This window comes from Bradyrhizobium sp. CCH5-F6 (genome assembly GCF_001556045.1).
GTDB lineage: Bacteria > Pseudomonadota > Alphaproteobacteria > Rhizobiales > Xanthobacteraceae > Bradyrhizobium.
In genome coordinates, this window is record NZ_LSIC01000124.1 from 105,785 (window position 1) to 130,514 (window position 24,730).

Annotated in this window: 20 protein-coding genes and 1 pseudogene; 9 read left to right on the plus strand and 12 right to left on the minus strand. The window is 65.2% G+C overall.

The genetic code is table 11. The features are described 5' to 3' along the window. Positions 1-19 precede the first annotated feature (19 nt). The gene (locus tag AX729_RS23375; protein WP_061026640.1) at positions 20-4,126 is read left to right on the plus strand and encodes a bifunctional diguanylate cyclase/phosphodiesterase; all 4,107 of its coding nucleotides are present in this window, start codon (positions 20-22) and stop codon (positions 4,124-4,126) included. Here AX729_RS23375 and AX729_RS23380 read toward each other — a convergent pair. From AX729_RS23380 to AX729_RS23400, 5 genes are all read right to left on the minus strand, one after another. After that, positions 4,100-4,441: a hypothetical protein gene (locus tag AX729_RS23380; RefSeq protein ID WP_061026641.1), complete on the minus strand. Its 342-nt coding sequence runs from the start codon at positions 4,439-4,441 to the stop codon at positions 4,100-4,102. The genes AX729_RS23375 and AX729_RS23380 overlap by 27 nt on opposite strands. Positions 4,442-4,667: 226 nt before the next feature. Beyond that, positions 4,668-5,660 carry a UDP-glucose 4-epimerase GalE gene (gene galE / locus AX729_RS23385; protein WP_061026642.1) on the minus strand — a complete coding sequence of 331 codons (993 nt, stop codon included), beginning with the start codon at positions 5,658-5,660 and terminating at the stop codon, positions 4,668-4,670. Between the two features lie 19 nt (positions 5,661-5,679). Continuing rightward, entirely contained in the window at positions 5,680-6,483 is an 804-nt protein-coding gene (locus AX729_RS23390) for a WecB/TagA/CpsF family glycosyltransferase (protein WP_061026643.1), read from the minus strand. Then, the gene (locus AX729_RS23395) at positions 6,476-8,842 is read right to left on the minus strand and encodes an exopolysaccharide transport family protein (protein ID WP_061026644.1); all 2,367 of its coding nucleotides are present in this window, start codon (positions 8,840-8,842) and stop codon (positions 6,476-6,478) included. Before AX729_RS23395 ends, AX729_RS23390 begins: the two co-directional genes overlap by 8 nt. Before the next feature lie 291 nt (positions 8,843-9,133). After that, positions 9,134-9,934 carry a class I SAM-dependent methyltransferase gene (locus AX729_RS23400; protein WP_061026645.1) on the minus strand — a complete coding sequence of 267 codons (801 nt, stop codon included), beginning with the start codon at positions 9,932-9,934 and terminating at the stop codon, positions 9,134-9,136. A gap of 408 nt (positions 9,935-10,342) precedes the next feature. On the opposite strand from AX729_RS23400, the gene AX729_RS23405 reads away from it, so the two are divergent. Beyond that, entirely contained in the window at positions 10,343-11,371 is a 1,029-nt protein-coding gene (locus tag AX729_RS23405) for a glycosyltransferase family 2 protein (RefSeq protein WP_061026646.1), read from the plus strand. Between the two features lie 12 nt (positions 11,372-11,383). Here the strand turns inward: AX729_RS23405 and AX729_RS23410 are convergent, their stop codons facing one another. Then, positions 11,384-12,367 carry a glycosyltransferase gene (locus tag AX729_RS23410; protein WP_061026647.1) on the minus strand — a complete coding sequence of 328 codons (984 nt, stop codon included), beginning with the start codon at positions 12,365-12,367 and terminating at the stop codon, positions 11,384-11,386. A gap of 316 nt (positions 12,368-12,683) precedes the next feature. Between AX729_RS23410 and AX729_RS23415 the strand changes: the two genes are divergently transcribed. After that, positions 12,684-14,036, plus strand: coding sequence for an O-antigen ligase family protein (locus AX729_RS23415; protein WP_061026699.1), 1,353 nt, complete (start codon positions 12,684-12,686; stop codon positions 14,034-14,036). A 121-nt stretch (positions 14,037-14,157) separates the two neighbouring features. Continuing rightward, positions 14,158-15,303 carry a GNAT family N-acetyltransferase gene (locus tag AX729_RS40600; protein WP_061026648.1) on the plus strand — a complete coding sequence of 382 codons (1,146 nt, stop codon included), beginning with the start codon at positions 14,158-14,160 and terminating at the stop codon, positions 15,301-15,303. A gap of 21 nt (positions 15,304-15,324) precedes the next feature. Here the strand turns inward: AX729_RS40600 and AX729_RS23425 are convergent, their stop codons facing one another. Next, a complete protein-coding gene (locus AX729_RS23425) occupies positions 15,325-15,897 on the minus strand; it encodes an RBBP9/YdeN family alpha/beta hydrolase (protein WP_502686915.1) in 573 nt (190 codons plus the stop codon). Between the two features lie 89 nt (positions 15,898-15,986). Here AX729_RS23425 and AX729_RS23430 point away from each other — a divergent pair, with 89 nt between their 5' ends. After that, complete coding sequence (locus AX729_RS23430; RefSeq protein WP_061026650.1) at positions 15,987-16,463, plus strand: Lrp/AsnC family transcriptional regulator; 477 nt, start codon at positions 15,987-15,989, stop codon at positions 16,461-16,463. A 276-nt stretch (positions 16,464-16,739) separates the two neighbouring features. On the opposite strand, the gene wrbA is transcribed toward AX729_RS23430, so the two are convergent. Continuing rightward, complete coding sequence (gene wrbA, locus AX729_RS23435; RefSeq protein ID WP_061026651.1) at positions 16,740-17,339, minus strand: NAD(P)H:quinone oxidoreductase; 600 nt, start codon at positions 17,337-17,339, stop codon at positions 16,740-16,742. A gap of 47 nt (positions 17,340-17,386) precedes the next feature. Then, entirely contained in the window at positions 17,387-18,085 is a 699-nt protein-coding gene (locus AX729_RS23440; protein WP_061026700.1) for a pirin family protein, read from the minus strand. A 98-nt stretch (positions 18,086-18,183) separates the two neighbouring features. Here AX729_RS23440 and AX729_RS23445 point away from each other — a divergent pair, with 98 nt between their 5' ends. After that, complete coding sequence (locus tag AX729_RS23445; RefSeq protein ID WP_061026652.1) at positions 18,184-19,119, plus strand: LysR family transcriptional regulator; 936 nt, start codon at positions 18,184-18,186, stop codon at positions 19,117-19,119. A gap of 116 nt (positions 19,120-19,235) precedes the next feature. On the opposite strand, the gene AX729_RS23450 is transcribed toward AX729_RS23445, so the two are convergent. Further along, positions 19,236-19,493, minus strand: a complete 258-nt coding sequence (locus tag AX729_RS23450; protein ID WP_061026653.1) for a hypothetical protein — start codon at positions 19,491-19,493, stop codon at positions 19,236-19,238. Positions 19,494-19,578: 85 nt separating this feature from the next. Here AX729_RS23450 and AX729_RS41840 point away from each other — a divergent pair. Next, positions 19,579-19,686 (plus strand): annotated as a pseudogene (locus AX729_RS41840) (tripartite tricarboxylate transporter substrate binding protein); the annotation flags it as partial. On the opposite strand, the gene AX729_RS23455 reads toward AX729_RS41840, so the two are convergent. Next, entirely contained in the window at positions 19,683-22,301 is a 2,619-nt protein-coding gene (locus tag AX729_RS23455) for an autotransporter outer membrane beta-barrel domain-containing protein (RefSeq protein ID WP_061026654.1), read from the minus strand. The pseudogene AX729_RS41840 and the gene AX729_RS23455 overlap by 4 nt on opposite strands. Positions 22,302-22,571: 270 nt before the next feature. Between AX729_RS23455 and AX729_RS23460 the strand changes: the two genes are divergently transcribed. Further along, positions 22,572-23,552, plus strand: a complete 981-nt coding sequence (locus AX729_RS23460; RefSeq protein ID WP_082770521.1) for a helix-turn-helix transcriptional regulator — start codon at positions 22,572-22,574, stop codon at positions 23,550-23,552. A gap of 113 nt (positions 23,553-23,665) precedes the next feature. Beyond that, entirely contained in the window at positions 23,666-24,013 is a 348-nt protein-coding gene (locus AX729_RS23465; protein WP_061026655.1) for a hypothetical protein, read from the plus strand. A gap of 235 nt (positions 24,014-24,248) precedes the next feature. On the opposite strand, the gene AX729_RS23470 is transcribed toward AX729_RS23465, so the two are convergent. Next, complete coding sequence (locus AX729_RS23470) at positions 24,249-24,716, minus strand: YbaK/EbsC family protein (protein ID WP_061026656.1); 468 nt, start codon at positions 24,714-24,716, stop codon at positions 24,249-24,251. Positions 24,717-24,730 lie beyond the last annotated feature (14 nt).

Consider the following 24,730-nt stretch of genomic DNA (forward strand, 5'->3'; position numbering starts at 1 on the left):
ATGCCCGGGAGCTGAGATCGTGCCGACGACACTCGCGCGCACATTTGCGGCGTTGAGCGCCATTAACGAAGCGATCCTTTACGCGAAATCCCCGGACGAGCTGTACCAGAAGGTCTGCGACGCCGGGTTTTCGAGCGGGGATTTCTTGGCCGTTGCGGTGTTCCTGGTCGAGCCGGATGGCCGGCGGCTGTGTTTTGCGGCCGGCTGCGGCGAAGACATTGCGCGGCTGCGTTCGATCGTGATCACGACGGAAGCCGGTACTCCCGAAGGATCGGGCGTCGGAGGCGAGGCATTTCGGGACCAGAAGCTGTGCATCAGCAACGACTATCTGAACGATCCGCGTTCGCTGGCATGGCGTGACGGAGCGGCCCCAGCCGGCATCGGCGCGGCCGCTGCGCTGCCGCTGCTCTGCAACGGCAAGAGTGTCGGCGTGCTCTACGTCACCCGCCGCGAAGCAAATTCGCTCAATGAGCAGATGGTGTCGCTGTTCGAGCGCATGTCGGCCAACATCTCCTATGCGCTGGACAATTTCGCGCGAGAGACCGCGCGGCAGGCCGGCGAGCGGGCGACACGGCGGCTGAACCGCATGTTCGGCGCCATCAGCGCCACCAACGAGGCCATCCTTCGCGCCAAGACGGAGCAGGAGCTATACCAGCTCGTCTGCGACGCCGCGGTTTATGGCGGCAAGTCGCTGGCGACCATCGTGCTGCTCCGCGAGCCGAATTCGCACTGGATGAAGCCTGTCGCTGCAACCGGGCAGAATCTGGAGCTCGTCACCCAGGCACGCTATTCGATCGATCCGGCAAACCCCTATGGCCGCGGCGTATCCGGCGAGGTATTCCGGACGCAGAAAGCCATCGTCGAGGACGATCTCGCCAGCCGGACCAAGGGCACGCCGTGGGAGCAGGCCAACGTCAACACCGGAGTCGCCGCCTGCGTCGTCGCGCCGCTGATCAGGTACGGCGAGAGCGTCGGCGTGCTGCTGTTCTTCATCAGCCGTTCCTGGGCCAAGGATGAGGAGATCGTCGCCCTGCTGCTGCGCATGGCGGAGAACGTTTCGTTCGCCATCGAGAATTTCGACCGCGAGGCCGAGAAAGCCAGGATCGCCGCGGAAGAAGAGTGCCTGGCGCGAATGTATGCGGCGCTCAGCGCCACCAACGAGGCGATCCTGCGGGCGCGGTCGCGGGCCGAGCTGTTCGACCTTGTCTGCGAGGCGACCGCGAAGGGAGCCAAGTTTACCTCGGCCACCATCGCGCTGTTCGACCATCAGGCCGAGCTGCTGCGCGTCGTCGCCTGCTACGGACCGAATGCGGACCAGGTTCGTAACTTCACGTTCTCCAGTTCCGACCGGGTGCCCGAAGGGCGCGGACTGACGGGTACTGCGTTCCGCACTCGCCAGCCCGCCGTCAGCAACGATGTGCTCGCCGACGATCGCATCGCGCCGTGGCATGCTAGCGCGCGCCGCAACGGCATCGCCTCCTCCGCGGCTTTGCCGCTGTACAACGGCGACCGGGTCGAGGGAATCTTCCTGTTCAATTCCCCGGAGCGCGGCACTTTCACGCCCGAACTCGTCGAGTTACTTCGCAAGCTCCAGGCCAATGTCGCCTTCGCGCTCGAAAGTTTCGACCGTGCTGACGAGAAGGCGCGAGCGGACAAGCAGCGCAATCGTCTGAGCGGCATGTTCGAGGCGCTGAGCGCAACCAACGAAGCCATCATGCGCGCCAAGACGCGCGATGAGTTGTTCGAGGCGACCTGCCAGGCGGCTGTGCTCGGCGATCTGTTCGCCTCCGCGACGATCGGCATCATCGATGAAGAACACGAGCTCGTTCGGGTCGTCGCCGTGAAGGGCCGCCTGCAGGAGCGAATGGTGGGGCGCACCTGCGCAATTTCCCCGGATCATCCCGAGGGCCAGGGAATCATCGGGACCTCGCTGCGCACGGGCCGGCCCAGCGTCATGAACGAATATCTGAACGAACCGCGGTCCGCACACTGGCGCACAAAGGCCCTCGAAGATGGGACGAGGGCTGCGGCGTGCTTCCCGCTTCTGAAAGCGGGGCGGAAGCCCGTCGGCATTCTGCTGTTCCTCGCATCGGAGGAAGACACGTTCACGCCCGATCTGGTCCAGCTGCTCGGACGCCTCGCAGAGAACGTCTCTTTCGCGCTCGACAATTTCGATCGCGCCGAGGAGAAGATCCGCACCGAAGCGCAGAAGGAGCGCCTGAGGCGCATGTTCGCGGCTCTGAGTGCGACCAACGAAGCGATCATGAGGGCGAAGTCGCGTGCCGAGCTGTTCGACCTGGTGTGCGTTGCTGCATCGAATGGCGCGAAGTTCAACTCGACCACGATCGCGCTGGCCAGAGCCGGCACGGACCAGCTCGAAATCGTAGCCGCCGCCGGTCCGTCCGCCGCCACCACGCGCAGCGTCCGTCTCTCCATCGATCCCGAGCGGCCGGAAGGTCGCGGAATGAGCGGCACTGCGTTCCGGACGCGGCAGCCCTGCATCAGCAACGACTATCTCAACGACGAACGCGTCCGCGTCTTCCATGCCGTCGTGCGTGGGGACGGTGCACGGTCGGGTGCCGCGTTTCCGCTCGTCGCGCACGACCAGGCGGTGGGCGTCATGATTTACATGTCGACCGAACCGGGCACCTTCACGCCCGAATTCGTCGAGCTGTTGCAGCGTCTGGCGGACAACGTCTCCTTCGCAATGGAGAACTTTGATCGCGCCGACGAGAAGAACAAGGCGGACGAGCGGATCGAATACCTCGCCTCGCATGACAGCCTGACCGACCTGCCGAACCGCGAGACGTTCAACGAGCTGCTGCACGAGGCGATCGAAGCGGCACAGCGCCACGATCACCGCTTTGCGGTGCTGTTCATCGATCTCGACCGCTTCAAGGTCATCAACGATTCGCTGGGGCATGAGGCCGGCGACCTGCTCTTGCTCGAAGTGGCAAATCGCCTGCGCGGCGCGTTGCGCACGAGCGACGTAGTGGCGCGCCTTGGCGGGGACGAGTTCGTGGTGATCCTCGACCAGTGCGGCGAGGTCGACGATGTCCAGCGCATCGCGACCGAGCTGCTCGCCACGCTTGCGGAGCCCATGGAGCTGGCCGGGCACGAGTGCCATACCACGGCCTCGATCGGCATCGCGATGTATCCGGCCAACGGCTCGGACGCGCAGACGCTGACCAAGAACGCCGACATGGCGATGTATCTCGCCAAGGAAGACGGGAAGAACGGCTATCGCTTCTTCTCCAAGGAAGTGAAGACGCAGTCGATCGAGCGGCTGTCGCTCGAAAGTGCGCTGCGCCGCGGGTTGGAGCGCGAGCAGTTCTCGCTGAACTATCAGCCCAAGGTGGACATGGAGACGGGCCAGATTACCGGGGTGGAAGCGCTGCTGCGCTGGAGCCATCCCGATCTCGGCAACGTCTCGCCCGCACAGTTCATTCCGCTCGCGGAGGAAACCGGGCTGATCGTGCCGATCGGTCGCTGGGTGCTGAATGAGGCCTGCGCGCAGGCGATGGCCTGGCAACGCCGCGGCCTGTTGCCGGTATCGATGGCGGTCAACCTGTCGCCGCGGCAGTTTGCCGACGAACATCTGTTGCAGGACGTCGACGAGGCGCTGGCGGCCTCCGGCATGTCGCCGGTGCTGCTCCAGTTGGAGGTGACCGAGAGCATGATGATGCGCAACGTCGGCCGCGCGCTCAAGGTGCTCGACTCCATCCAGAGCCGCGGCATCCGTCTGGCCATCGACGATTTCGGCACCGGCTATTCGTCGATGTCGCTGATGAAGCACTTTCCGATCGACACCATCAAGATCGACCGCTCCTTCGTGCGCGACCTGCCGCAGGATTCGGAGGATCAGGCGATCGCGCAGGCGATCATCAGCATGGGCAAGGCACTCGGCATGACGGTCGTCGCCGAAGGCGTGGAGAATGCCGAGCAGGAAGCGTTCCTGCGGGCCCATGGCTGCGACGAGATGCAGGGCTTCCTCATCTCCAAGCCGCTGCCGGCGCAGCAGATGGCCGAGTTGCTGCGACCTGTTCTGCTACCGGTCGCGCCGCCGCTCCAGCCGGAACCGGCCGGGGAAGGCGCGGCGTTACGGTTGAAACGCGCTGTCGTCTGACGGTTGCGGGTGCAGCTCGCGCACCTCGTGTTCGCCTCCGTCGGCCTTGCTCGGAAAATCCTGGGGATCCGTGAGTGACGTCTGCTCGACGAACAGCGCGAGAATGGTGCGCGCGCCCTCGGCGAAGCTCGTTCCTTCGCACAGATTCAACGCGCGGCAGCATGTTTCGCTCATCGGCTCCCGATCGTCGACCATTGCCATGGCAGGCCCCCACCACCAGGCAGGCGCGGGCGAGCGCTCGCCCTCTGGCACGACATGCCAGCGGACGAACTCCTCCATCACGCGCTCGAATTCCAGGCGTGCAGCCTGATACATGTGGTCGATGCTCCTTGAATCCGCGCCTCGATGACGGGTCGACACGGGTATTTGGCCATCGCTTCGCTCGGAAAAATCGGCTGGCGGCAATGGGCCGAGCCATGCAAGCCGACATCGTCGTCGGCAATGCGAAGCGTGCGGCCGTCGGCGATACGCCCGGGCGGCCGCAAGCATGCATTCTACCCGCTCGAGGGCAGGGCAGGCAAGCAATGGGAGCAGCGTTTGCCTAACGCGATCTGAACGGATGCGCCTTCTGGTGCCAGGCCCAGGCCGTGCGGATGACCGTAGGCAGGTCGGAGTGACGCGGCACGAAGTTCAGCACCTTTCTCGCGGCAGAGGGATCCGCGACCAGATAGGTGGGGTCGCCGGCACGGCGTGGCTTGACTGTGTGGGGCACCTCGCGCCCGGTCTCCAGCCTGATCGCGTCGAGGATCTCGCGCACCGAAAAGCCGGAGCCGGTGCCGAGATTGAAGCTGCCGCCGGCATGTCCGTCTTCCAGAAGCTTCAGCGCCGCGAGATGCGCCGCCGCAAGGTCCGTGACGTGGATGTAGTCGCGGATCGCGGTGCCGTCGGGCGTGTCGTAGTCGTTACCGAACACCGCGAACTCGACGTGGCCCTGCAGCGCCATCATGGCGCGGGGAATGAGGTGGGTTTCGTTGTCGCGCATTTCGCCGATGCCGCCGGCCGGATCGGCGCCGCTGGCGTTGAAATAGCGCAGGCAGAACGCTCCGAAGCCGTAGGCCGTGCGGTAGTCGGCGAGCATGCGTTCGATCATCAACTTCGAGGCGCCGTACGGATTGATCGGCGCGCAGGGAAAGTCCTCCGGCAGCGCTTTGGAATCGGCGTTGCCGTAGACGGCGCCGGTCGAGGAGAACACGATGCGATGGCAGCCCGCGTTTCGCATGGCCTGCAGCAGCGACAGCGTGCCCTGGACGTTGTTGATGTAGTATTTCTGCGGGTCGGTCATGGACTCGCCGACGAGGCTCGCCGCAGCGAAATGCATCACCGCGGTGATCTTGTGGTCGGCGAAGGCGCGCGCCAGCATCGCGCCGTCGAGCAGATCGCCCGTCACCAGCGGGCCGGATACGAAGCTGCGATGACCTGTCGAGAGATTGTCATAAACGACGGGCTGATAGCCGGCGGCGGTCAGTGCGCGGCAGGCATGCGAGCCAATATAGCCCGCGCCCCCGGTGACGAGGACGGTCGGTCGGTCGGTCATGTCGTCTTTTGCTCTATTCTTAGCGGACGGTACGGTTGCGGCTGAAGAGAAGATAGAGCGCACGGGGGTTGGTGGTCAAATAGCGCCAGAACAGACGACGTGGTTCGAGCAATGTGCGCCAGGCCCATTCGAGTCCGATCTTCTGCATCCATTGCGGCGCGCGGGAACGGCTGCCTGACAAGAAATTGAACAGGCCGCCGGATGTCTTGATGACGCCAACATTGGTCAGATGCGGCGTGAACTCTTGCACGAATGCCTGCTCGTTGGGTACGCCGAGCGCGACCCACAGATAGTCCGGCGCGAGGGCATTGATCTCCTCGACTTTGGCGCGCAGCGCCTCGCCTCGCAGATAGCCGTGGCTGCGGCCTACGATCTTGAGATGCGGATACATCTTCTGCACGTTCTCGACCGCAGCGGCGTTTTCGGCCTCGCTGGCACCGAACATATAGAAGGTGCGGCCCAGGGCTTCGGCCTTGCGCGCGACGACGTGGAACAGGTCGGTGGTCGCGACGCGCTCCGGCAGCGGGAACCAGGACTGCAGCTTCGAGGCGGCGACCAGCGGCTGACCGTCGGCGTTGATCAGGTCGGCGGCGCGGAACAGCCGCTCGGTCTGCGGTTCGGTCGAGCAGCGCGCCAGCACCTCGCCATTGGCCGAGGTCAGGAACAGTGGACGGCCGATGCGACTGTCAGGGTTGGTCGCCTCGATCATGAAATCGGCGGTGGCTTCCAGGTCGAGCGCGGCCATGCGAAGCCCGCCGACGGTGAGTCTCGGCACGTCGGCGGTCGCCGCCCGTCCGTCGATGTTGACGCGGCGCTCAAGCATATTGTTTGCCTCGCTGGCGCGTTTGCATGGCGGGAGTCAGTTCGTCGAGCACGACCCCGACGAGCTTCCGCTCGGCGGAGCCGAGCGCGGACAGCACCTCTTCCAGGCTGTCGTTGACGTCGAGGCTGGTCGGCAACACGGCCACCAGCGAGTCGATGTCGTCGAGCAGCTTGCGACCGCTGGCCGAGAGCGGCATCGCCGGGCCGTCGAGGACGACGAGATCATAGCCTCCGGCGGAACGGGCCTGGGCAATCGCCTTGCGGATCGCGTCGCCAGTCTTGCCGGCGTCACCCTCCGCGGACGGCAGCACCGAAATGCCGTTGACCGTCTTGATCTCGCGTGCGCCTTTGCTGCCGATCGAGAGCCAGCCGAGCCTGCTCGGCTCGTTCTTGCCGGGACGGACGACCTTGTTCGAGAGCGAGCGGACCTGATGGTCGGCATCGATCATCAGCACGCGGGCGCCGTCGCGCGCGGCCGCCAGAGCGAAATTCAGCGCGGTCACGCTCCGTCCGGTGGTCGTGCCGGCACCGACGAGCGCGATGACCGGCATCGGCTTGCCGCCGGCGCGCCGGGCCGCTGATGCGCGCATGTCGCGCCAGGCGTTGAGCAGCGTCGTCAGCGGAAAGCCGGGACGGAGCGTCGGCCAACCCAGCCGCGTGAGGTCGATGCCGCCGCCGGTGGCGAGGATGGCGCCGAGCGTACGGATGACGTCGGCCTCCTGGAAGCGTGCGATCAGCGGTCGCTCGATCAGGGGCTCTTCGACCATCGAAGGCTGGAGCGGGGGCGCGGCAAGTTCCGGCGGCATCTGCTCGACTTCCGGAACTAGCGCGGTCGGCTGAGGCGGCAAGGCCTCTGGGCGCGCGCGCTGCGGAGCCCGCGCTGCATCCGGCGCCAGCGCGCGCTGCGGACGGGCGGGCGTCGGTGCCGGTGCGGTTGCGCCGAGCAGGAGCTCGGCCGCGACGAACCAGCTTGACGCGGCGATCGCGCCGAAGATGAAGCCGATCATCGCGAACAGGCTCATTGCCGGCGGGAACGAGCGCCGCTGCGGCACCGTCGCCTCGCCGATGACCCGGGCCGCCGAAGTATTCAGACTCTCCTGTTCCTCGGTCTCGCGGGAGCGCTTGAGAAAAGACTGATAGACGTCGCGGCTGGCATCGGCTTCGCGCTCGAGCTCGCGCAAGCGCACGGCGGCCTGGCTGAGCTGCACGCTCTGCCGTTTCTGCGCTTCCAGCGCCCGGTTGAGCGAGGCTTCGAAATCGCGGGCGCGCGTCAAATCGTTCTTGGCGGACTGAGCGAAGCGGTCGATCTCTTCGGCGATGGTGCGCTTGAGGTCCTCGACCTGCTTCTCCGTCTGGCGCAGCGCCGGATGGCGTGGTCCGAGCTCGCCGGCCTGCTCCGCATATTTCTTGCGGGCGTCGGCATATTGCGCGCGCAGGTTCGCGATGGTTGGCGATTGCAGCGCTTCCGGAATCGCGCCGGCATCGGCAGCGGTACGGCGGCTCGCCTCGATCTGGTCGAGCCGCGCCTGCGCGTCCATGGTCGCTGCGCGTGCAGCGGAAAGGCGCTGGTTGCTGGCGGAAAGCTGCTGATCGCTGATCAGCGCATCCTGGGTGCCGACGAAATTGTTCTGGGCCTTGTAAGTCGCAAGCGCGGTCTCGGCGTTGCGCAGCCGATCGCGCAGCTCCTTCAGCCGGCTGGAGAGATCGTTAGTCGCGCGCCGTGCGGCCGAAGCCTGCGAGTTGCGGGATTCGGCGAGATAGGCATTGGTCAGCGTGTTGGCCAGCATCGCCGCTTTTGCGGGATCCGTCGACCAGACCTCGATGTCGACGATGAAGCTCTTCTCGGTCTTGCGGACGGTGATGTGCCTGTTCAGCGCCTCGAGCGCCGCAAGCTGCACTTCCTTCGCCTCCGCGGCGGAGGGCGCGCGAGGCTGAAGGCCGATGAGGCCGAGCAGCGACGACATCAGGCTCTTGCCGTCACCGCCGCCGAACTCCGGATCCTTCTCGAGGCCGGCCTGCTGGATCACCTGGAGCAGCACGCTGTTGGAGGTGATCAGGCGCGCCTGGCTCTCCACCACCATGGACATGCCGGAGACGTCCTGCGCGCGGGGCGTGAGTTCGCGGTCGACGAGTTGAAGCTCGCGCGGGTCGACATAGAGCTGGGCGGTGGCGGTGTAGCGGGGCGTCACGCTCTTGCCGATGGTGACTGCAAGCATCGCGCCGAGCAGGGCGGCCGCGGTGATCGCTACCTTTCGCCGCCAGAGCAGATTGGCGAGCTCCAGCACGTTGAAGCCGGCCTGAGGCTTCCGTTGCGGGGCCTCCGGTCCGGCCCGGTCGATCGGCTGGCTATAGTCAAGCATGATCCCCAGCTTTCATTCCAACTGCCGCGGGCTGAGGGGTTACTCTTCGCTCTACGCCACGCACCCGGGATATGGGTGTCCAGTCAACGCAACAGGGAAAATTAACCATACTCACGGGGGGACTATTCACCGAAATGGCAAACAAAGCGTTTAAGCGCGTGCGCCTGTTCAGCTCGTTCCTGTCAGGCTCGCGATGCCGGAATTTTCCAGGAATTAATGGTTCGTTACCGCGCGCAGCATGGCCGCGAGCTTCCGCTCGTCCAGTGATGGGCCGCACGCGTGCCATGCCCGTCAGCGCTTCCTCAGGATGACGTGATAGTCGCCGCGGCGGACGTCGGTGCCGCGCGGAAGCACAGCGTTCAGCATCGCGGCGCCGGCGTCGACGAGGGCCGCGAACAGCGGCTTGCGCCGGCGCATCTCAGGGTAGCGCGGGCTCTCGACTTCACGACGATAGATCATGTCGAGGCCGTTGGCGGCCGCGAATGCTACGAGCCGGGGCAGCGTCACAAGCGGATGGAAGAACGTCGGGAACGGCGGTTCGCCGGGCAGGCCGGCATCCTTGATGCCGCGGATGTGCCGGTAGAACCAGACGTGGAACCAGTGCGGCGAGTATTTGGTGACGACCCCGGAGAGCGAGCGCGGGTTGGGCGCGCCGATCAGGATCATCCCGCCGCGCTTGAGCGAGTCGCGGAAGTTCAAGAGCGCGGCGTCGACCTTCGGCAGATGCTCGATGACGTTGTAGCAGATCACGAGATCGAAAGTCTCGCGCCCGAAGCGGTAGGTCTGGACGTCGCCGAGGATCGCCTCGTCGGCGTAGGTGTTGTTACGGACCTGGTCCTCGTCGATGTCGACGACGGTGACTCTGCTGCGGCCCAGCAATTCCGGCGGCAGGACGCTGCACGAGCCGCCGCCGGCTTCATAGATGGCGAGCCGGTCCTGCGGCAGCTCGCGGCACAGCACATCGTGCACGGCGAGCAGGCTGTCGCGTGCTTCGCCGGGGACCAGATCGTGCAGCGCCTGGGTGGGTGGTGTGGCCGCGGAGACGTTGATTGCCGTGGCTGTCGCGAAGTCGATCGTGGCTGGCTTGTTCATGATTTTCTGACCGCGCTTGTTCTATTCAAATTTACAGGAAAAGACTTGCTTGCCCGAAGAGCAAATCTGATGCCGCGCCGTCTCACTGATCGCAGTGCTTACGGGCAGGTTAATGCGTATAGGCGTTAACTACGGCGTTGTTCATGTTGAGATGCTGTCGGCGCACTGGACCGCGAATTGCACTACCACGCGTGCGAGGTTCTGCGGCAGAAGCACGCGAAGGCGGTTAACTGCATGGTGTTGGGCCAAGATGACTGCAGATGGCCGGCGTGGCGTGGCGGATGTGCCGCGCGCCGACCGTTCATTTTGGCACGCATCTGTTCCGCTGCGGCGTGCCATCGCGGGACGAGGTCGATCCGCGCGATCGAAGCAGGGCTTTTTCAATATATCTCGGACATCTAGGACGTCATGACATTGATCCCGACAGACCTGTCCGCCACGCGCATCTCGGACGTCGTGTGCGATCCCAACCGGGAGATCGTGGCGAGCTCCCGCGTCATCGACCTGTCGGTTGGAATTGTCGTCTGCATTCCCTGTTTCCGGCGCCCGCAGCATCTGCGGCTGACCCTGGACTCGCTTGCGAGCCAGCGTACACCCCGCTCTTTCGCCGTCGTCATGGTCGAGAATGACGCTGCGCGGCGCGAGAGCGCGCCGGTCGCCGCCGAGTATCTCGCCGATGGCCGGCTCCAGGGCGTCTGCCTCGTCGAGAAACGGCAGGGCAATTGCCAGGCGATCAACGCCGCGTTCGAGACGGCGCAAGCGTTGTTCCCCGCCGCGACCCGCTTCCTGATGATCGACGACGACGAGATCGCCTCACCCGACTGGCTCGAGCTGATGGTTCGCACCGCGGAGGCGACCGGCGCCGACGTGGTCGGCGGGCCGGTGCTGCCGGTGTTCGACGACGACAGCCAACCCTGGCTGGCGCGGCATCCGGCCTTCTGTCCCGCCTATGACTATAGCGGGGCGGTGCCGCTGATCTATGGCTGCGGCAACTGTCTGATCACCCGTGCCGCTTTCGAACGATTCGAGCGTCCCGCGTTCGATCTGCGCTTCAATTTCCTCGGTGGCGGCGATTGCGACTTCTTCGTGCGGTGCCGTGACGCCGGCCTGCGCTTCCACTGGACTGCGGAGGCCGTCATCACCGAGACCGTTCCGCACAACCGCACCAGCCTCGGCTGGATCGCGAAGCGCGGCCTGCGCATCGGTGCGATCAACTATCGTGTGCAGTACAAGGCCGCGCAGAGCGCGGCGGCGCGGGCGCGGGTGTTCGCGCAGATGCTTGGACGGCTGCCGCTGTCGCTGGTTCGCACCGCAGCCTTGTTGACGTCGTCGAAAGCCGTCGTCGCGATGCATCCCATGATGGTTGCGTTTGGCGCTGCCTTGGCGGCTTTCGGCGTCGAGCCGAAGCCTTATGAGGCCTCAAAGATCGTCTCTTGAGGCGGCGGCGGACTAGATGCCGAAACGGGCGAGGGCGACCCTGATCGCGGAGCGTGGCAGCGATTTGAGCGACCGCCGGCCGATCATCGCGAGATAAGCGAAGGCCTCGCGATACCTGCCGAAGCGAACCGCTTGCATCGCCGAATAGGTGACGAGATGGATCTCGGCTGCCTGGCGCAACCCGCTCGCCGTGCCCTCGGGCAGTCTCGCCAGGATCAGCCCGTCGTCGAACACCCGTGCGACCGCCGGCAAGAAATCCTGCGGTGTTCGCACCGCCGCGTTCATCGTGTTGGCGGTGTGCAGGCGATAGTCCAGCAGGAGCTTTGGCGCGAATTCGAACTCGCCGATTGCCGCAAGGCGGCACCAGCAATGCCAGTCTTCGCAATATTTGAGGGAGACGTCGAAACCGCCGATGGCGCGGAAAGCCTCCGCGCGGGTAAGCGCGATGCCGCCATTGACGATGAAGTTGCCGCTCGCGAGCCGCTCCAGCACGTCGCCTGATGGCTTGCGGCGTGCTTTCAGCAGGTCGCGCCGACCGATCTGCCGTCCTTCGCTGTCGATCGTGTTGTAATCGCCATAGACGAGAACCGCGCGTGGAGCACCGCGCGCTGCCGCCAGCAGCGCCGCCACCGCGCCGGGCCGCAGGCGGTCGTCGGCATCGAGGAAGATGAGCCACTCGCCGCTCGCATGCCGGGCGCCGAGATTGCGCGCCGCCGAGACGCCGGCGGAGTCGTTTTGGATCAGGCGCACCCGCGAGTCGTGCACGTCACGGACGATCGCAACAGTGTCGTCGGACGAGCCGTCGTCCACGACGATCACCTCGCCGACATCGGCTTGCGCAAGCGCGCTCGCAATGGTTTCCCCGACATAGGCTGCAGCGTTCTTGGCGGGAATGACGACGGATACCGCGACCGGGTTCGCCGGCAGCGGGCTACGTATGCCGGCAGACGCGCGCGGTGCGACCGGCAGTTCGAGAACGTCGTCGGCGGTGATCACGAGGCAGCTCGCCTTCTTAATGGACTATTAACCAGGGCGCATCTGCCGCGCTTGCCAACGCCAGCGGACGCAACCTCGGGCGCTGCGGATGATATCCCCATTGTGGTCGAAGCGTTGCCGCGAAGGTCTGCACGGCGCCGGTTTCGTGTATTAGCGTTAAGCCGGAGCCATCGAGCCGATGGCAAGCCTGGAAGAATGCGGCCGCAGCTCGATTGCACGAGTGTCCGCCATCGTCGGGATGCTGGTTGACGGATGGTTAACGGGGACGAGCTAGAAATTGAGGCCCCCCGCCCATCACTTGCCTATGGATTGCAGTTTGGATCGCAGCGCCGCAGACACGACTGAGATCGAGGCGAGATCGCTCGGCCATGTCCTGCGCCACGCCCTTGCGGGGCTCAACGCCTTGCACGCAGCGCGCTGCGTCGTGGCGGTCGGGTCGCTGCTGCTGGTGCTGGTGACGCTCGATCCGTTCCCGGACCTGCGCAATCCCGACGTCACCGCCATCGTGGGCGGACGAATGGCACTGACCTATGTCTCCTGGGGGCTCCTGGCTGCGGTCGCGATGCTGTGTGTCGCAATCTCGGATGCGCCTGCGCTGAAGAGCCTGCTGACACCGCTTCATCTCTGTCTCGTGGGGTGGCTGATGGTCAACATCGTCTTCTCCGAGAGCCGCGGCGTCTCGCTCCAGCGGTTCGTGCTCACGGCCAGCGTGACATCGCTCGCCGTCTTGCTGCCGTTGCTGCCGCCGACGCAGCGCAGTTTCAACCTTTGCCTCGGTGCCGCCGCGCTGGCGCTGCTAGCGCTGTGCTATCTCGGCGTCTTCCTCGCGCCGCAATATTCGATCCACACGGCGCTCGATATCACCGAGCCGCAGCTCGCCGGCGACTGGCGCGGCAGTTTCGGCCACAAGAACGTCGCCTCGCCGGTGATGACCATACTGGTCTATGTCGGCATCTACCTGTCCGCCGTCGGCTCCTTCGTGATGGGCCCGGCGATCGCCGCGCTTGCCGGCATCTTCCTGATCTTCACCGGCGGCAAGACGTCCTCGGTGCTTTGCGTTGCGATCTACGCGCTGGCGTCGCTGGTCTTCGTCACGCGGAGCGCGTGGCTGAAGCGGATCATCTGCTTCGTGCCGCTGATCCTGATGAACCTGCTCACGGTCGGCAGCGTCATGAGCCCGGCGCTCGGTGGCTTGACGCGGCTGCTTCCGCTCGATCCCACCTTCACCGGCCGCTCCGCGATCTGGGAGTTCGCGCTCGCGGCCGTCGCGGAGAAGCCGATCATCGGTCACGGCTATGCGGCGTTCTGGGACGACGTGACGGCACGTCAGACCGCGCAAGGTGCCGAATGGGCGACCACCGCGGCTCATAGCCACAACAGCTATCTCGATCTCGCAGTCACCATCGGCCTGCCTGGCCTGTTGCTGGTCGTTCTCGTCTTCGTGCTGGCGCCGCTCGGCAATTTCCAGACGGCCCAGGCGCACAGCCGCAGCAGCGCGCTGGCCAAGCTGTTCCTGACCGTATGGCTGTTCGGTCTGTACTACGGAGCCACCGAGACCTTCCTGCTCGATCGGCAGAATCCGATCTGGTTCATGTTCGCTTTTGCCGTGGCCGGCCTCCACTTCCTGGCGAGGTTCCAATGCGTCGAGCAGATGGAACCAAAACCCTGACAGCTTGTCGCAGCCGGGCCGTCCCGAGTGGCAACTGCTTAAGGATGAGCAGAGACGTTGCTTGTGGTCTGCAGCAGAACATCATCTATCTGGAAACACTCAGTAGTCGTATGCGCAACGAATGACCTTTCTCAGCGTCGAGCAATTGGATGGTCGGGCGTCGAGCACGTCGGGAATCGCGATCGATTTCCTGCGTGACTGGCGGCAGGTGGCCTCGCGCCTGAATGGCGGACACCGCACCGCGTTCCAGCATGTCTACTGGCTGGGCGCCTGGTACGAGGCGTTTCGCGAAGTCACCCCGCTGATCGCCGTGGTCTCCGATGCCGCCAGCGGCAAGGACATCGCGATCGTGCCGATGATCAGCCACGTCAGGCGCGGCATCCGCGTCGTCGAATTCGCGGACCTCGGCGTCTCCGACAATAACGCGCCGATCCTGATGCTCGATGCTGCGTTGGACGCGGGGGCAGCGGGTGCGTTCAACAGGGCCCTGATCGACGCGCTGCGGGCGCTGCCCGACGGTTTCGATCTGCTCCGCCTGAGGAAGATGCCGGCGCAAGTCGGCGGCAAGCCCAATCCGCTGGTGTCGCTCGGCCGGATCGGATCCTCCTCGCTCAATGGCAATCTCGTGCTGATGGGCGACGACTACGAATCCTACCAGGCCTCGATCAAGCGCATGCAGATGCCGCGCTGCTGGCGCGTCTTCACCCGTCATACCGGCGCGCGGTTCGAGATCGCCACGGATATCGCGCGCGCGCTCGAACTGCTGGACGTGATGGATGTGCAGCAGCAGGCGCGCATGCAAAAGCTCGGCTCGCCGTTCGTCCTCAACGACGAGACCCATGCGCGGTTCTATCGTGAGGTTGCCCGCCAGGGCATCAGAGAAGGTTATGCCGTCGTCTCGGCGCTGGTTTGCGACGAGGGCGTCATCGGCACCTCGTTCGGCGTCAGGCAAGGCGCAACCTATTATCTGCTGCGCATCAGCCACGGCGGCGATTCATGGTCGAGTTGCTCGCCCGGGCTGCTCGTCATCGAGCGCACCATGGCGGCGCTGCATGCAAAGGGCGTGCGTCGTTTCGATCTCAGCATCGGCAACCAGGATTACAAGCGCCGCTTCGGCGCCACGAAGATCCCGCTGACCGATGTCAGCGTCGCGCTGTCCTGGCGCGGCCTGCCCTATGCATGGCGGGACCATGCCGCGCAGGGCTTGCGCCGCCACCCGAAGCTCGCCTCACTCGCGGCGCGTGCGATTGGCAAGGGACCACGCTGATCGTTGCCGTCCTTCTCGCCGTCACCTCCGCAGGCCCGCACTGAAAGCGTCCAGCAATGCGCGTCCCTGCGGCCAGTCGCCGAGCCCGCTCGAGGCATTGATGTGGCCGAGTGCGCCAGCCACGATCAGGCCGGACTGCCAATCATGTGCCCGTTGCCGGGTCGCCTCGAGCGCGCCATAGGGATCATTGGTGCTCGCGATGACGAGCGCGGGAAAGCGCAGCGTGCCGTTCGGGACCGGCCGGAACGCGGCGGCCTCCGCGGGAAAGTTGGCGCCGTCCGGATCGGGGACAGCGACCAGAAAGGCGCCCGCAATCGCGGAGGGGAAGCGAGCGGCCCAGTGCGCCACCAGCAGGCAGGCGAGGCTGTGTGCGACCAGGACAGGCGGCCTCGCGCAGCGCTCGACCGCGCGCTCCAGGGACTGCTCCCAGTCGCGGAGGTCCGGCTGGTCCCAGCTCGCCGGCTGAAATCGCCTGGCGCGGGCATCAGCCTGCTCCCATAGCGTTTGCCAATGGGCATCGCCGGAGCCGCCGAGGCCGGGCAAAGTGATGATGTCGTGCATGATCGTCCCGTGATATCTGAGGTGACGTCGCAGTGTGGCCGATCGCGGTCCTGCATCACATGGCAAGTCATCGGCGGAAGCGGCCGTCTGCCGATGATCTCAAGGTGGAACGGAGAATTTTGTTGGATCGCTTCGGGAGCGTCGACGCCAAGGATTTGAAGATCCTCGAGGCACTGCAGGCCAACGCGCGGGTGCCGCTGTCCGAGCTTGGCCGCTCCGTAGGGCTGTCCCAGCCGGCCGTCTCCGAACGGGTCAAGCGGCTCGAGGAAGCCGGGATCATCGAAGGCTACGGCGCCCGTATCAACCCGCGCGCCCTCGGGCTCGGCCTGATGGCGCTCGTGCGCCTGCGCACCTCGCATGAGCATATCAAGACCTGCCTCAAACGGTTCAGCGAAATTCCCCACATCGTCGAAGTCCATCGCGTGACGGGCGATGACTGCTTCGTGTTGAAAGTGCTGGTGCCGGCGCCGGAAGATCTCGAAACGATCGTGGATCGTATTGCCGGTTTCGGCGCCGTCACGACCTCGCTGGTGCTGCGGAGTGAGCCTGCGCGGCCGATCGGCAAGGAGCTTGTCAGGAAGAAAGCCGAACGCGCTTGAGGCTGGCGCCCGGCTTCAAGATCCCGCGCAGCCGGCGCACATCCGGCCGCGTGACGCCCGGAACAGGCTGCGGCAATACCAGCGCCGCATCAGTGCCTGGGCGGGCCTGCGGATCGTCTGCGCAATCAGCAAGAGTTCGAAAGCCATTCTCGTCGTCTTCGTCCAATATGATCCGTCAAATAGATGGGGCGGCATCCTCGAATCAGAATGCCGCCCAGATCGCATCAGCCATGCAGTCGATCGTAAGGCTTTGACTGCGCGGCTTGGCCATACAGCTCAGCCGTGCAGTTTCTTCGCGGTCTCCGCGATCTGGCGGCCCTGATAGCGTGCGCCGGCGAGCTCGTTGGCGCTGGGCTGGCGGCTGCCGTCGCCGCCGGTGATCGTGGTAGCGCCGTAGGGTGCGCCGCCGGTGACCTCGTCGAGCTTCATCTGGCCGGCGAAGCCGTAGTTCATGCCGACCACCACCATGCCGAAATGCAGGAGGTTGGTGATGATCGAGAACAGCGTCGTCTCCTGGCCGCCGTGCTGGGTCGCGGTCGCAGTGAAGGCGCCGCCGACCTTGCCGTGCAGGGCGCCCTTGGCCCAGAGCCCGCCGGCCTGGTCGAGAAAGTTCGCCATCTGCGAGGCCATGCGGCCGAAGCGTGTGCCGGTGCCGACGATGATCGCGTCGTAGTTCGCGAGGTCCTCGATTTTGGCGACTGGCGCGGCCTGATCGAGCTTGTAGTGCGAGGCTTTCGCGACCTCGGCCGGCACCAGCTCCGGCACGCGCTTGATGTCGACAATGGCGCCGGCTTCGCGCGCGCCTTCCGCGACGGCGTTGGCCATGGCTTCGATGTGGCCATAGGCGGAATAATAGAGGACGAGAACTTTGGTCATGGGTGGTCTCCGTTGGGATTGGGATAGATGATGGATTGCTTGGATCGTTACGCCGCGTCGACGAGCACGAGCTCGGAGTCTTCCAGAGCCGTGATCTTCAGCCTGGCCTCGTCGTGGATCGCGGCGCCGTCGCGCGCATTGACGCGCACGCCGTTGATCTCGACGGAGCCGGCCGCAGGCACGAGGTAGAGATGCCGCGACGTCTGCGGCTCATACTCGGCGCTCTCGCCGGCCTTCAGCGTGGTGGCGAGCACCCGCGCATCGGCCCGGATCGGCAGCGCGTCCGCGTCGTCCTTGAACCCGCTCGCAATGGTGACGAGCTTGCCGGAGCGGTCCGACTTCGGAAACGGCTTCGAGCCCCAGGTCGGCTGTCCCCCGTGCTCGGTCGGCTCGATCCAGATCTGGAAGATCCGCGTCCTGGTCGGCTCGAGATTGTACTCGGAGTGGCGGATGCCGCTGCCCGCGCTCATCACCTGCACGTCGCCTGCCTCGGTCCGCCCCTCGTTGCCGAGGCTGTCCTGATGGGTGATCGCGCCCTCGCGCACATAGGTGATGATCTCCATGTTGGCGTGGGGATGGGCGGGAAAGCCGGTGTTGGGCGCGATTTCATCGTCGTTCCACACCCGCAAGGCGCCATGGCCCATGTTGTTCGGGTCATAATGGCTGGCGAAGGAGAAATGATGCTTGGCCTTGAGCCAACCGTGGTCGGCGCCGCCGAGCTTTGCGAAAGGTCTGAGTTCGATCATCTGCGTCACTCCTGATGACGCTTGGATAAGCCGTCCAGCCTGGTATAGAAATAGAAACTGCTGAAACCCATTGTTTCCCAAAGAGACCCGGTGCCGCCATGGCCAAACTCCCCGATTTCGAGGCGCTCGCCATATTCGCGAAGGTGGTGGAGCTGCGGTCGTTCGCGGCCGCGGCCGGTGAGCTCGCCACCTCAAAGGCGACGGTCTCCAAGGCGGTCACGCGGCTGGAGGAGCGGCTCGGCGCCCGGCTGTTCAACCGCACCTCGCGTCGCCTCGCGCTGACCGATGCAGGGCACAAGCTCGCGGAGCGCGCGACGCGCCTGCTCGTCGATGGGGAAGCCGCGGAGAACGAGGCGCTGGCGCAATCGGTGGCGCCACGCGGGCTGGTCCGGCTCGCCGTGCCCATGACGTTCGGGATCAAGGCGGTAGCGCCGCTGTTGCCGGAATTCTTCCAGGCCTATCCGGAAGTCTCGGTCGATCTTCATCTGAGCGATGCGACCGTCGATCTGATCGGCGAAGGCTTCGACATGGCCGTGCGGATCGCGCGGCTGCCCGATTCGTCGCTACTCGCACGCCAGCTCTTCACCATGCCACGCTATACCGTGGCCGCGCCGTCCTATCTCAAGCGCCACGGCAGGCCGACGCATCCGATGCATCTCGCCCAGCACAAGTGCTTCAGCTACGCCTATCTCTCGACGCCGAACGTCTGGCACTACACCAATTCGGCCGGCGAGCAGGCCAGCGTGCGCCCGGGCGGCCCGCTTCGCGTCAACAACGGCGAAGCCGTGATGCCGGCGCTGATCGCCGGCCTCGGTATCGCCGAGCTGCCCGAGTTCATCGTCGGTGAGGCCATTTCCTCCGGCGAGGTCGAAGTCATCCTGAAGGACTGGAAGCAGGCCGAAGGCGCGGTGCACCTGGTGACGCCGCCCGGCGGCCCGCGGCCCGCGCGGGTCGAGGCGCTCGGCGATTTCCTTGCGGCCAAGCTGCCGGGCACCTGCAAGCGGCGGATGCGCGGAAAGGCAAAGGCGTCGTAGAACGAGCACCTTCAACGACCTCGTCATTGCAAGCACAGCGAAGCAATCCAGAATCGTTCCGCGGAGGGATTCTGGATTGCTTCGTCGCAAGAGCTCCTCGCAATGACGGTGCTGAACTACGACACCTCCACGCCGTCGATCGCGACGATGCGCAGGCTTGGCTTCAGCGTTTCTTCCAGCTGCGACTTCAATTCGTGGACGCGAGGGTCGCTCGAGCGTTTCGCGCAGACTGCATATTGATGGACGGATTGCGCCAGCGCGCGCCGCGCTTCCGGCGTTCGCGTCAACTCGGGCTTTGAAAGCCGCAAGACGATCGCGGCGAGATTCACCAGCATCTCGTCCAATGCAACGTCGATGGTTCCGAGATTGCGCATCGCTCCCTCCGTCCGTTGGGAGGGCAACAGCGGGTGCTGGCACGCGTTCCGGGCTCGATCGAACATGGCTAACGCTTCGTAAACATCTCGGGCGCGATATCAGGATGCTCCCGCTTTTGCCGAGTTCGTCGTGACCGACAGCGCCCTGCTGATCGCGGCAGTGAAGAAGATCGGCAAGGTGGAGCGGTCCTAGAACTCGCTGCGGACCACGCCTCGCACCGTGTGCCGGTCATATCCCGGCGCAAATGCGCCCTCATAGGACGCCTTGAACGAGGTCGCAGTCGTGAGATCCCACCGGATCTCCGCGCCGGTGAGCGCGACCGTGCGTGCACGCTCGACGCCGGTGATCGCGAACGAAATGCCGGGGGCGCCCTCCAGGGCCGCGGTGGTGGACGCCGCGCTGCCGGTCAATTGGTGGCGGACGGCGAGCGTGGCGCCGAGCTGGGCCGTCTGGCCGTTCGGCATCATCACTTGGTGATGGGTGCGCAGACCTGCCGTGCCATAGGCGACGTCGAAGCTGCCGGCCTGCACCAGCTGGTTTACGCCCGGTGCCCCCGCTTCGGATAGACTGCCCTGCCGCGTCGAATACCAGTCGGCCTCGGCGAACGGCTCGGCCGTAAAGCCCCATCCAGTCGCGAAGGGACGTGCGACGCCGAGCGAGGCGGCAAAGGTGTTCGCGCGCGAGGAGGCGGTCGCAGTTTCGCCCAGGAATCCGATCGTACGAGAGGATTCGAGTGCCGCGAAGGAGTAGCTGATGGCGGATGCGAGATTGAAGCCTCCGCTCTCGCCGCGCGCGTAGAAGCCCGCATGACCGGAATTGGCGTCGATCCGGTCGGCACGGCCGGCCATCCGCAGCTGGCCCGTCGATGCGCCGATCGCAAGCCCTGCCGTGAAGCCCGGCATGTGCCAGAGATCGGCGCCAAGCGCGGCGCCAGCGACGGTCGTGTTCGTTCCGAAGGCAATGCCGCTCGTCGCCACCTTGTCCCAATTGCCGTAGCCGCCGAACCAGACGCTCCGCGCCGGCGTGGCGCGCCGGCCCGCGAGGGCCTTGCCGATCGGATCGGCCGGCTCCGGCGCGTAGGCCGTGGCCGACATGCGCACCGCTTCGCCGCGCGATTGCGTGCCGGCATTCCACATGAATGTCTGGAACATGTCGGCCTGATCGGCGACGAAGCGGCGTCCATCGGCGTGAACCTGACCGGCGAGATCATCGAGACCGGCCTTGATGCCAGACGCATTGAGCGCGGCGAGGGTGTTGATCGCCGTGGTCAGCGTCCCCGATGCGCCGCCGAGCTGCGCCTGGTCCAGCGCGCCGGCCACTGCGGTCTGATTCGGCGTCAGGCCCGACAGCGTGCCGAAGCCCCCGATCTGCTGAAGAATGAAGTAGACGTTGTTGACGTCGTAGCTGAGCTGTCCCGAGACCAGCGGGCTGCCCGAAGTCGTGAGGCCAGCGAAAGTCCCGTTGACGCCGCCGGTGGCGGTCAGGATCGTATATTGGGTGTTGGCGATGAAGCCGGCGCCGAGCGGCAAGATCTGCACGGTCCCGCCATTGAGCGTGGCGGTCCCGGTTGCCGCGATCTTGTCGGACTGGCCGGCGGCATTGATCTCGACCTGATAGATCGATCCGGCGTTGAAGGCGACGTTGCCATTGACGTTGAGAGTCCCAATCGAATTGCCGGGTGCGACCGTGCCGCCACTGCTGACGACGAGACCGCCCACCGTGCCGGTGCCGCCGACATAGCCGCCATTCACGGTCACGACGGAGGGCAGCGTGCCGTTCACGACGAGGCCGCCGGCGTCCACCGTGGTGGTGCCGTTGAAGGCGGTGGTGCCGGTCAGGGTCCAGACCGACGAGCCCGTCTTCGCCAGCTGCTCGAACTCATCATACTGGAGAGCCGGGCCGCCGAGATTACCGAGGTCGAACGAGGCGCTGCCGCTGCCGCCGAAACTCAGCGTGTCGGTGCCGGTCCCGCCACGTACGGTCCCGGTGATCGTCGAGCCTGGGGCGAGGGCGAGCACGTCATCGCCCCCGAGCAGGTCAATCGCTCCGCTGCCGCCGCCTGAGATTGTTCCGACATTGAGGATTGTGTCGGCGCCGGAAGAGCCCTGGATCGCGATCATGAAGCCGCCGGAAATCGTGCCGGCATTGATGAGAGTGTTGCCCCCGGCAGCGAATTGCACGCCGGTATGGTCGCCGCCGATCGAACCGCTCTCGTAAACGAGGACGACGTTGCCATTCGAGGTCCCGCTTATTCGGAGTCCCGTTGTGTTTGGTCCGGTGCCGACTGCCGTCCCGCGAATGTTGATGACGTTGTTGTTCGAATTGTCGATGACGATCGCCGCTTCGACGTTGCCCGTACCCTCCGCGATCCCGCCGGCTGCGATCGTCACAGTGTTACTGTTCGATCCATTGGAGAGCAGGACGGCTCCGCCGTAGGTCGAGACCGTGGCTTGATCGCTCACGGTTACATGCGAAGCGATGGTGCCGTCGAACACGATGGCCGGAGTTACGGCTCCCGGTGTGAGCGAGGTCGTCGCCCCGTTGCCGACGTTGACCGTGACGTTGCTTTCGCCCGTGGCGTTGATGTGATCGGTGTTGCCGACGCCGGTGCAGGTCGCCACGTCGCCTGAATTGAGCGCGCCGATCGTGCCGGTACCGGCCACGGTGCAGGCGGCAAACGCCGGGCCGGGCAGCAGGACCGGCAACGCGGCGAGCACCAGCGGCGCCAGCGCCGTGGTGACGAGCATGTTGCTCAGGAAAGCGGCTCTTCTGGCGTTAAAGGTATAGACCGGCATTGCGTTCGGCATCGACGATTCCTCATTCCAGCACGATTGCTAGCGGGGACGTCGCCAGGCTTCTTGGCGTTATGCGAAGCGCCCTATGGAGAAAGGTGCAGGATGCTCTTTTGCACGACCCTGTTGCGGCGATGCCACGGACGGTGGCGCCGGCGGCGCGGCCGGTGCCGCAGGAAATGGACTGACGCGCAAATTCAGTTTGCCTGATGCGCAACGTTAATCGAAACGTATTGCGCGCTGCAACCAAAGCGATATCAGTGCTTTCGGAAGAGGAGATGCGCGTTGACGGCGACCGACGGCCGATCGATCCCCGATGTGCCGCGCCTTGGCTACTCCGGCGACCCGAGCGGACCGGCCTATGAAATGTGGCGGGAGGAATTTTGCCGCCGCGTGATGGCAGCCGATCTTGCGCCCTTGTCCGACGGCTCTTTTCAGTGCGACGTCAAAGCGTTGATGCTGCCACAGGCAACGATATCCTCCTGCAACGGCACGCCGATCAGGTTTATGACGCTCGGCGTCAGCGATAATCTGGCCTTGCTGATGGCGCCAGATTCGCCGTTGCATGCGGTCATGGGCCGTCGCGCGCTCGAAGTCGCGCCGCTGGGAGTCACTCTCATCGACGCCTCCATCAAGGGTGCATTCGTCTCGCAGCTCGGGGAGGGCAGCAACAAGGCCGCTTTGTTCGATCGCAAGACGCTGCTGTCTTATTGCCCCGATGCCGAAGATAGAGTTGCGCGGCCGCTCGATCATGACCCCGGGCTCACTGCGCTTCTTCGTCAGTATTACGACTTCGCCGTTCAACACGCCCCGGGACTGGATGCGCTGGCGCAGCACGCCGTTTCGCAACACCTGATGGACTTGATGGTGTTGGTGCTCGGCGGCAGGCGCGACGCCAGCGAAGTAGCGAAGGAGCGCGGCCTCGCTGCGGCTCGGCTGGAAGCCATAAAGGCCGACATTCTGGCGCGGCTCGGCGACGGCAATCTGACTCTCAGCGACCTCACGCGGCGCCACCGCGCCAGCACGCGTTCGATCCAGATGCTGTTCGAGCGCGACGGCACCACGTTCTCGGAATTTCTCCTGGAGCAACGACTGATGCGGGCGGCGCGGCTGCTGCGCGATCCGCTGCACCGGCTGAGCAAGATCAGCGAACTCGCCTATCTCGCCGGCTTCAACGACGTCTCTTACTTTCATCGGACATTCCGGCGACGCTTCGGAATGACACCTTCGGATGCGAAGGGGCACCAATTGGGCGCGGGCAGCTAGCCCTGATCGGAATGACGCTCGAACGCACCGAGTTTTCACAATTTGTTGTTGGTCCAGAACCTTTCGCCCGCCTCATTGATTGAGGAGGTTTGGGGAACTTGGAAGGACCGAACATGCGAACAGAGCGGATTGCGCTGGGTATGGCGATCGCGATCGGCGGCATCCTCGCGCAGAGCGCGGCTTCCGCGCAAGAATACCGCGGCACGATGGAACAGCAGATGGCCTGCACACCGGATGTGTGGCGGTTGTGCAGCGACCAGGTCCCGGATGTGAATCGCATCGTGGCATGCCTGCAGCAGAACACGCCGCAGCTCTCGAGCGGTTGCCGTGCCGTGTTCCAGTCCAACAATCAGGCGCAATCGCCGCAGTCGGCGCCGCGCAATCGCGCCGCGCCGCCGCCGCGCTACAACACCGCGCCGCCGCCCGCTATGGCACCGGCACCCTACGACGAGGACGATTAGAGCTCTTGGCAGGTCGGTCGTTTGTGTTCACCTCTCCCCAGCGGGGAGAGGTCGGATTGCGCTCGGCGATGCAAAGCATCGTCCGCAGCAATCCGGGTGAGGGCCGCAGCGATTGGTGAGACCTGATCCCCCTCACCCGGATCGCATCTTTCGATGCGATCCGACCTCTCCCTCCGGGAGAGGTGTACTCGCCGCCACCATCGCTTCAGCCCAGACTCATCGCGCTTTAGCCGCCCTAGGGTCGGTGTTCGCAGACGTCGACCCATTCAGCCGCCGTCAGCTCGGCCATCCGCTCGGGCGTGATGCGCACGGCGCTGTGGGTCGAGCCCGCCGCCGGCACCACCACGTCGAACGCCTTCAGCGACACGTCGCAATAGACCGGCAGCGGCGACTTCAGTCCGAACGGGCAGACGCCGCCGACCTCGTGCCCGGTGATCTCTGCGACCTCTTCCAGTCCCAGCATCTTCGGCTTGCCGCCGAACTGCGCCTTGACCTTCTTGTTGTCCATGCGCGAGGTGCCCGCGGCGACGATCAGGATGACGCGCTCGCCGATCCGCAAGGACAGCGTCTTGGCGATCCGCCCCGGCTCGACCCCATAGGCTTCGGCCGCCAGGGCCACGGTCGCCGAGCTGATCGGGGATTCGATGACGGATATGTCGGGGGCTTTCTCGGCGAAGAAATCACGAACGGATTGAAGGCTCATTCCAGGCAGCTCAT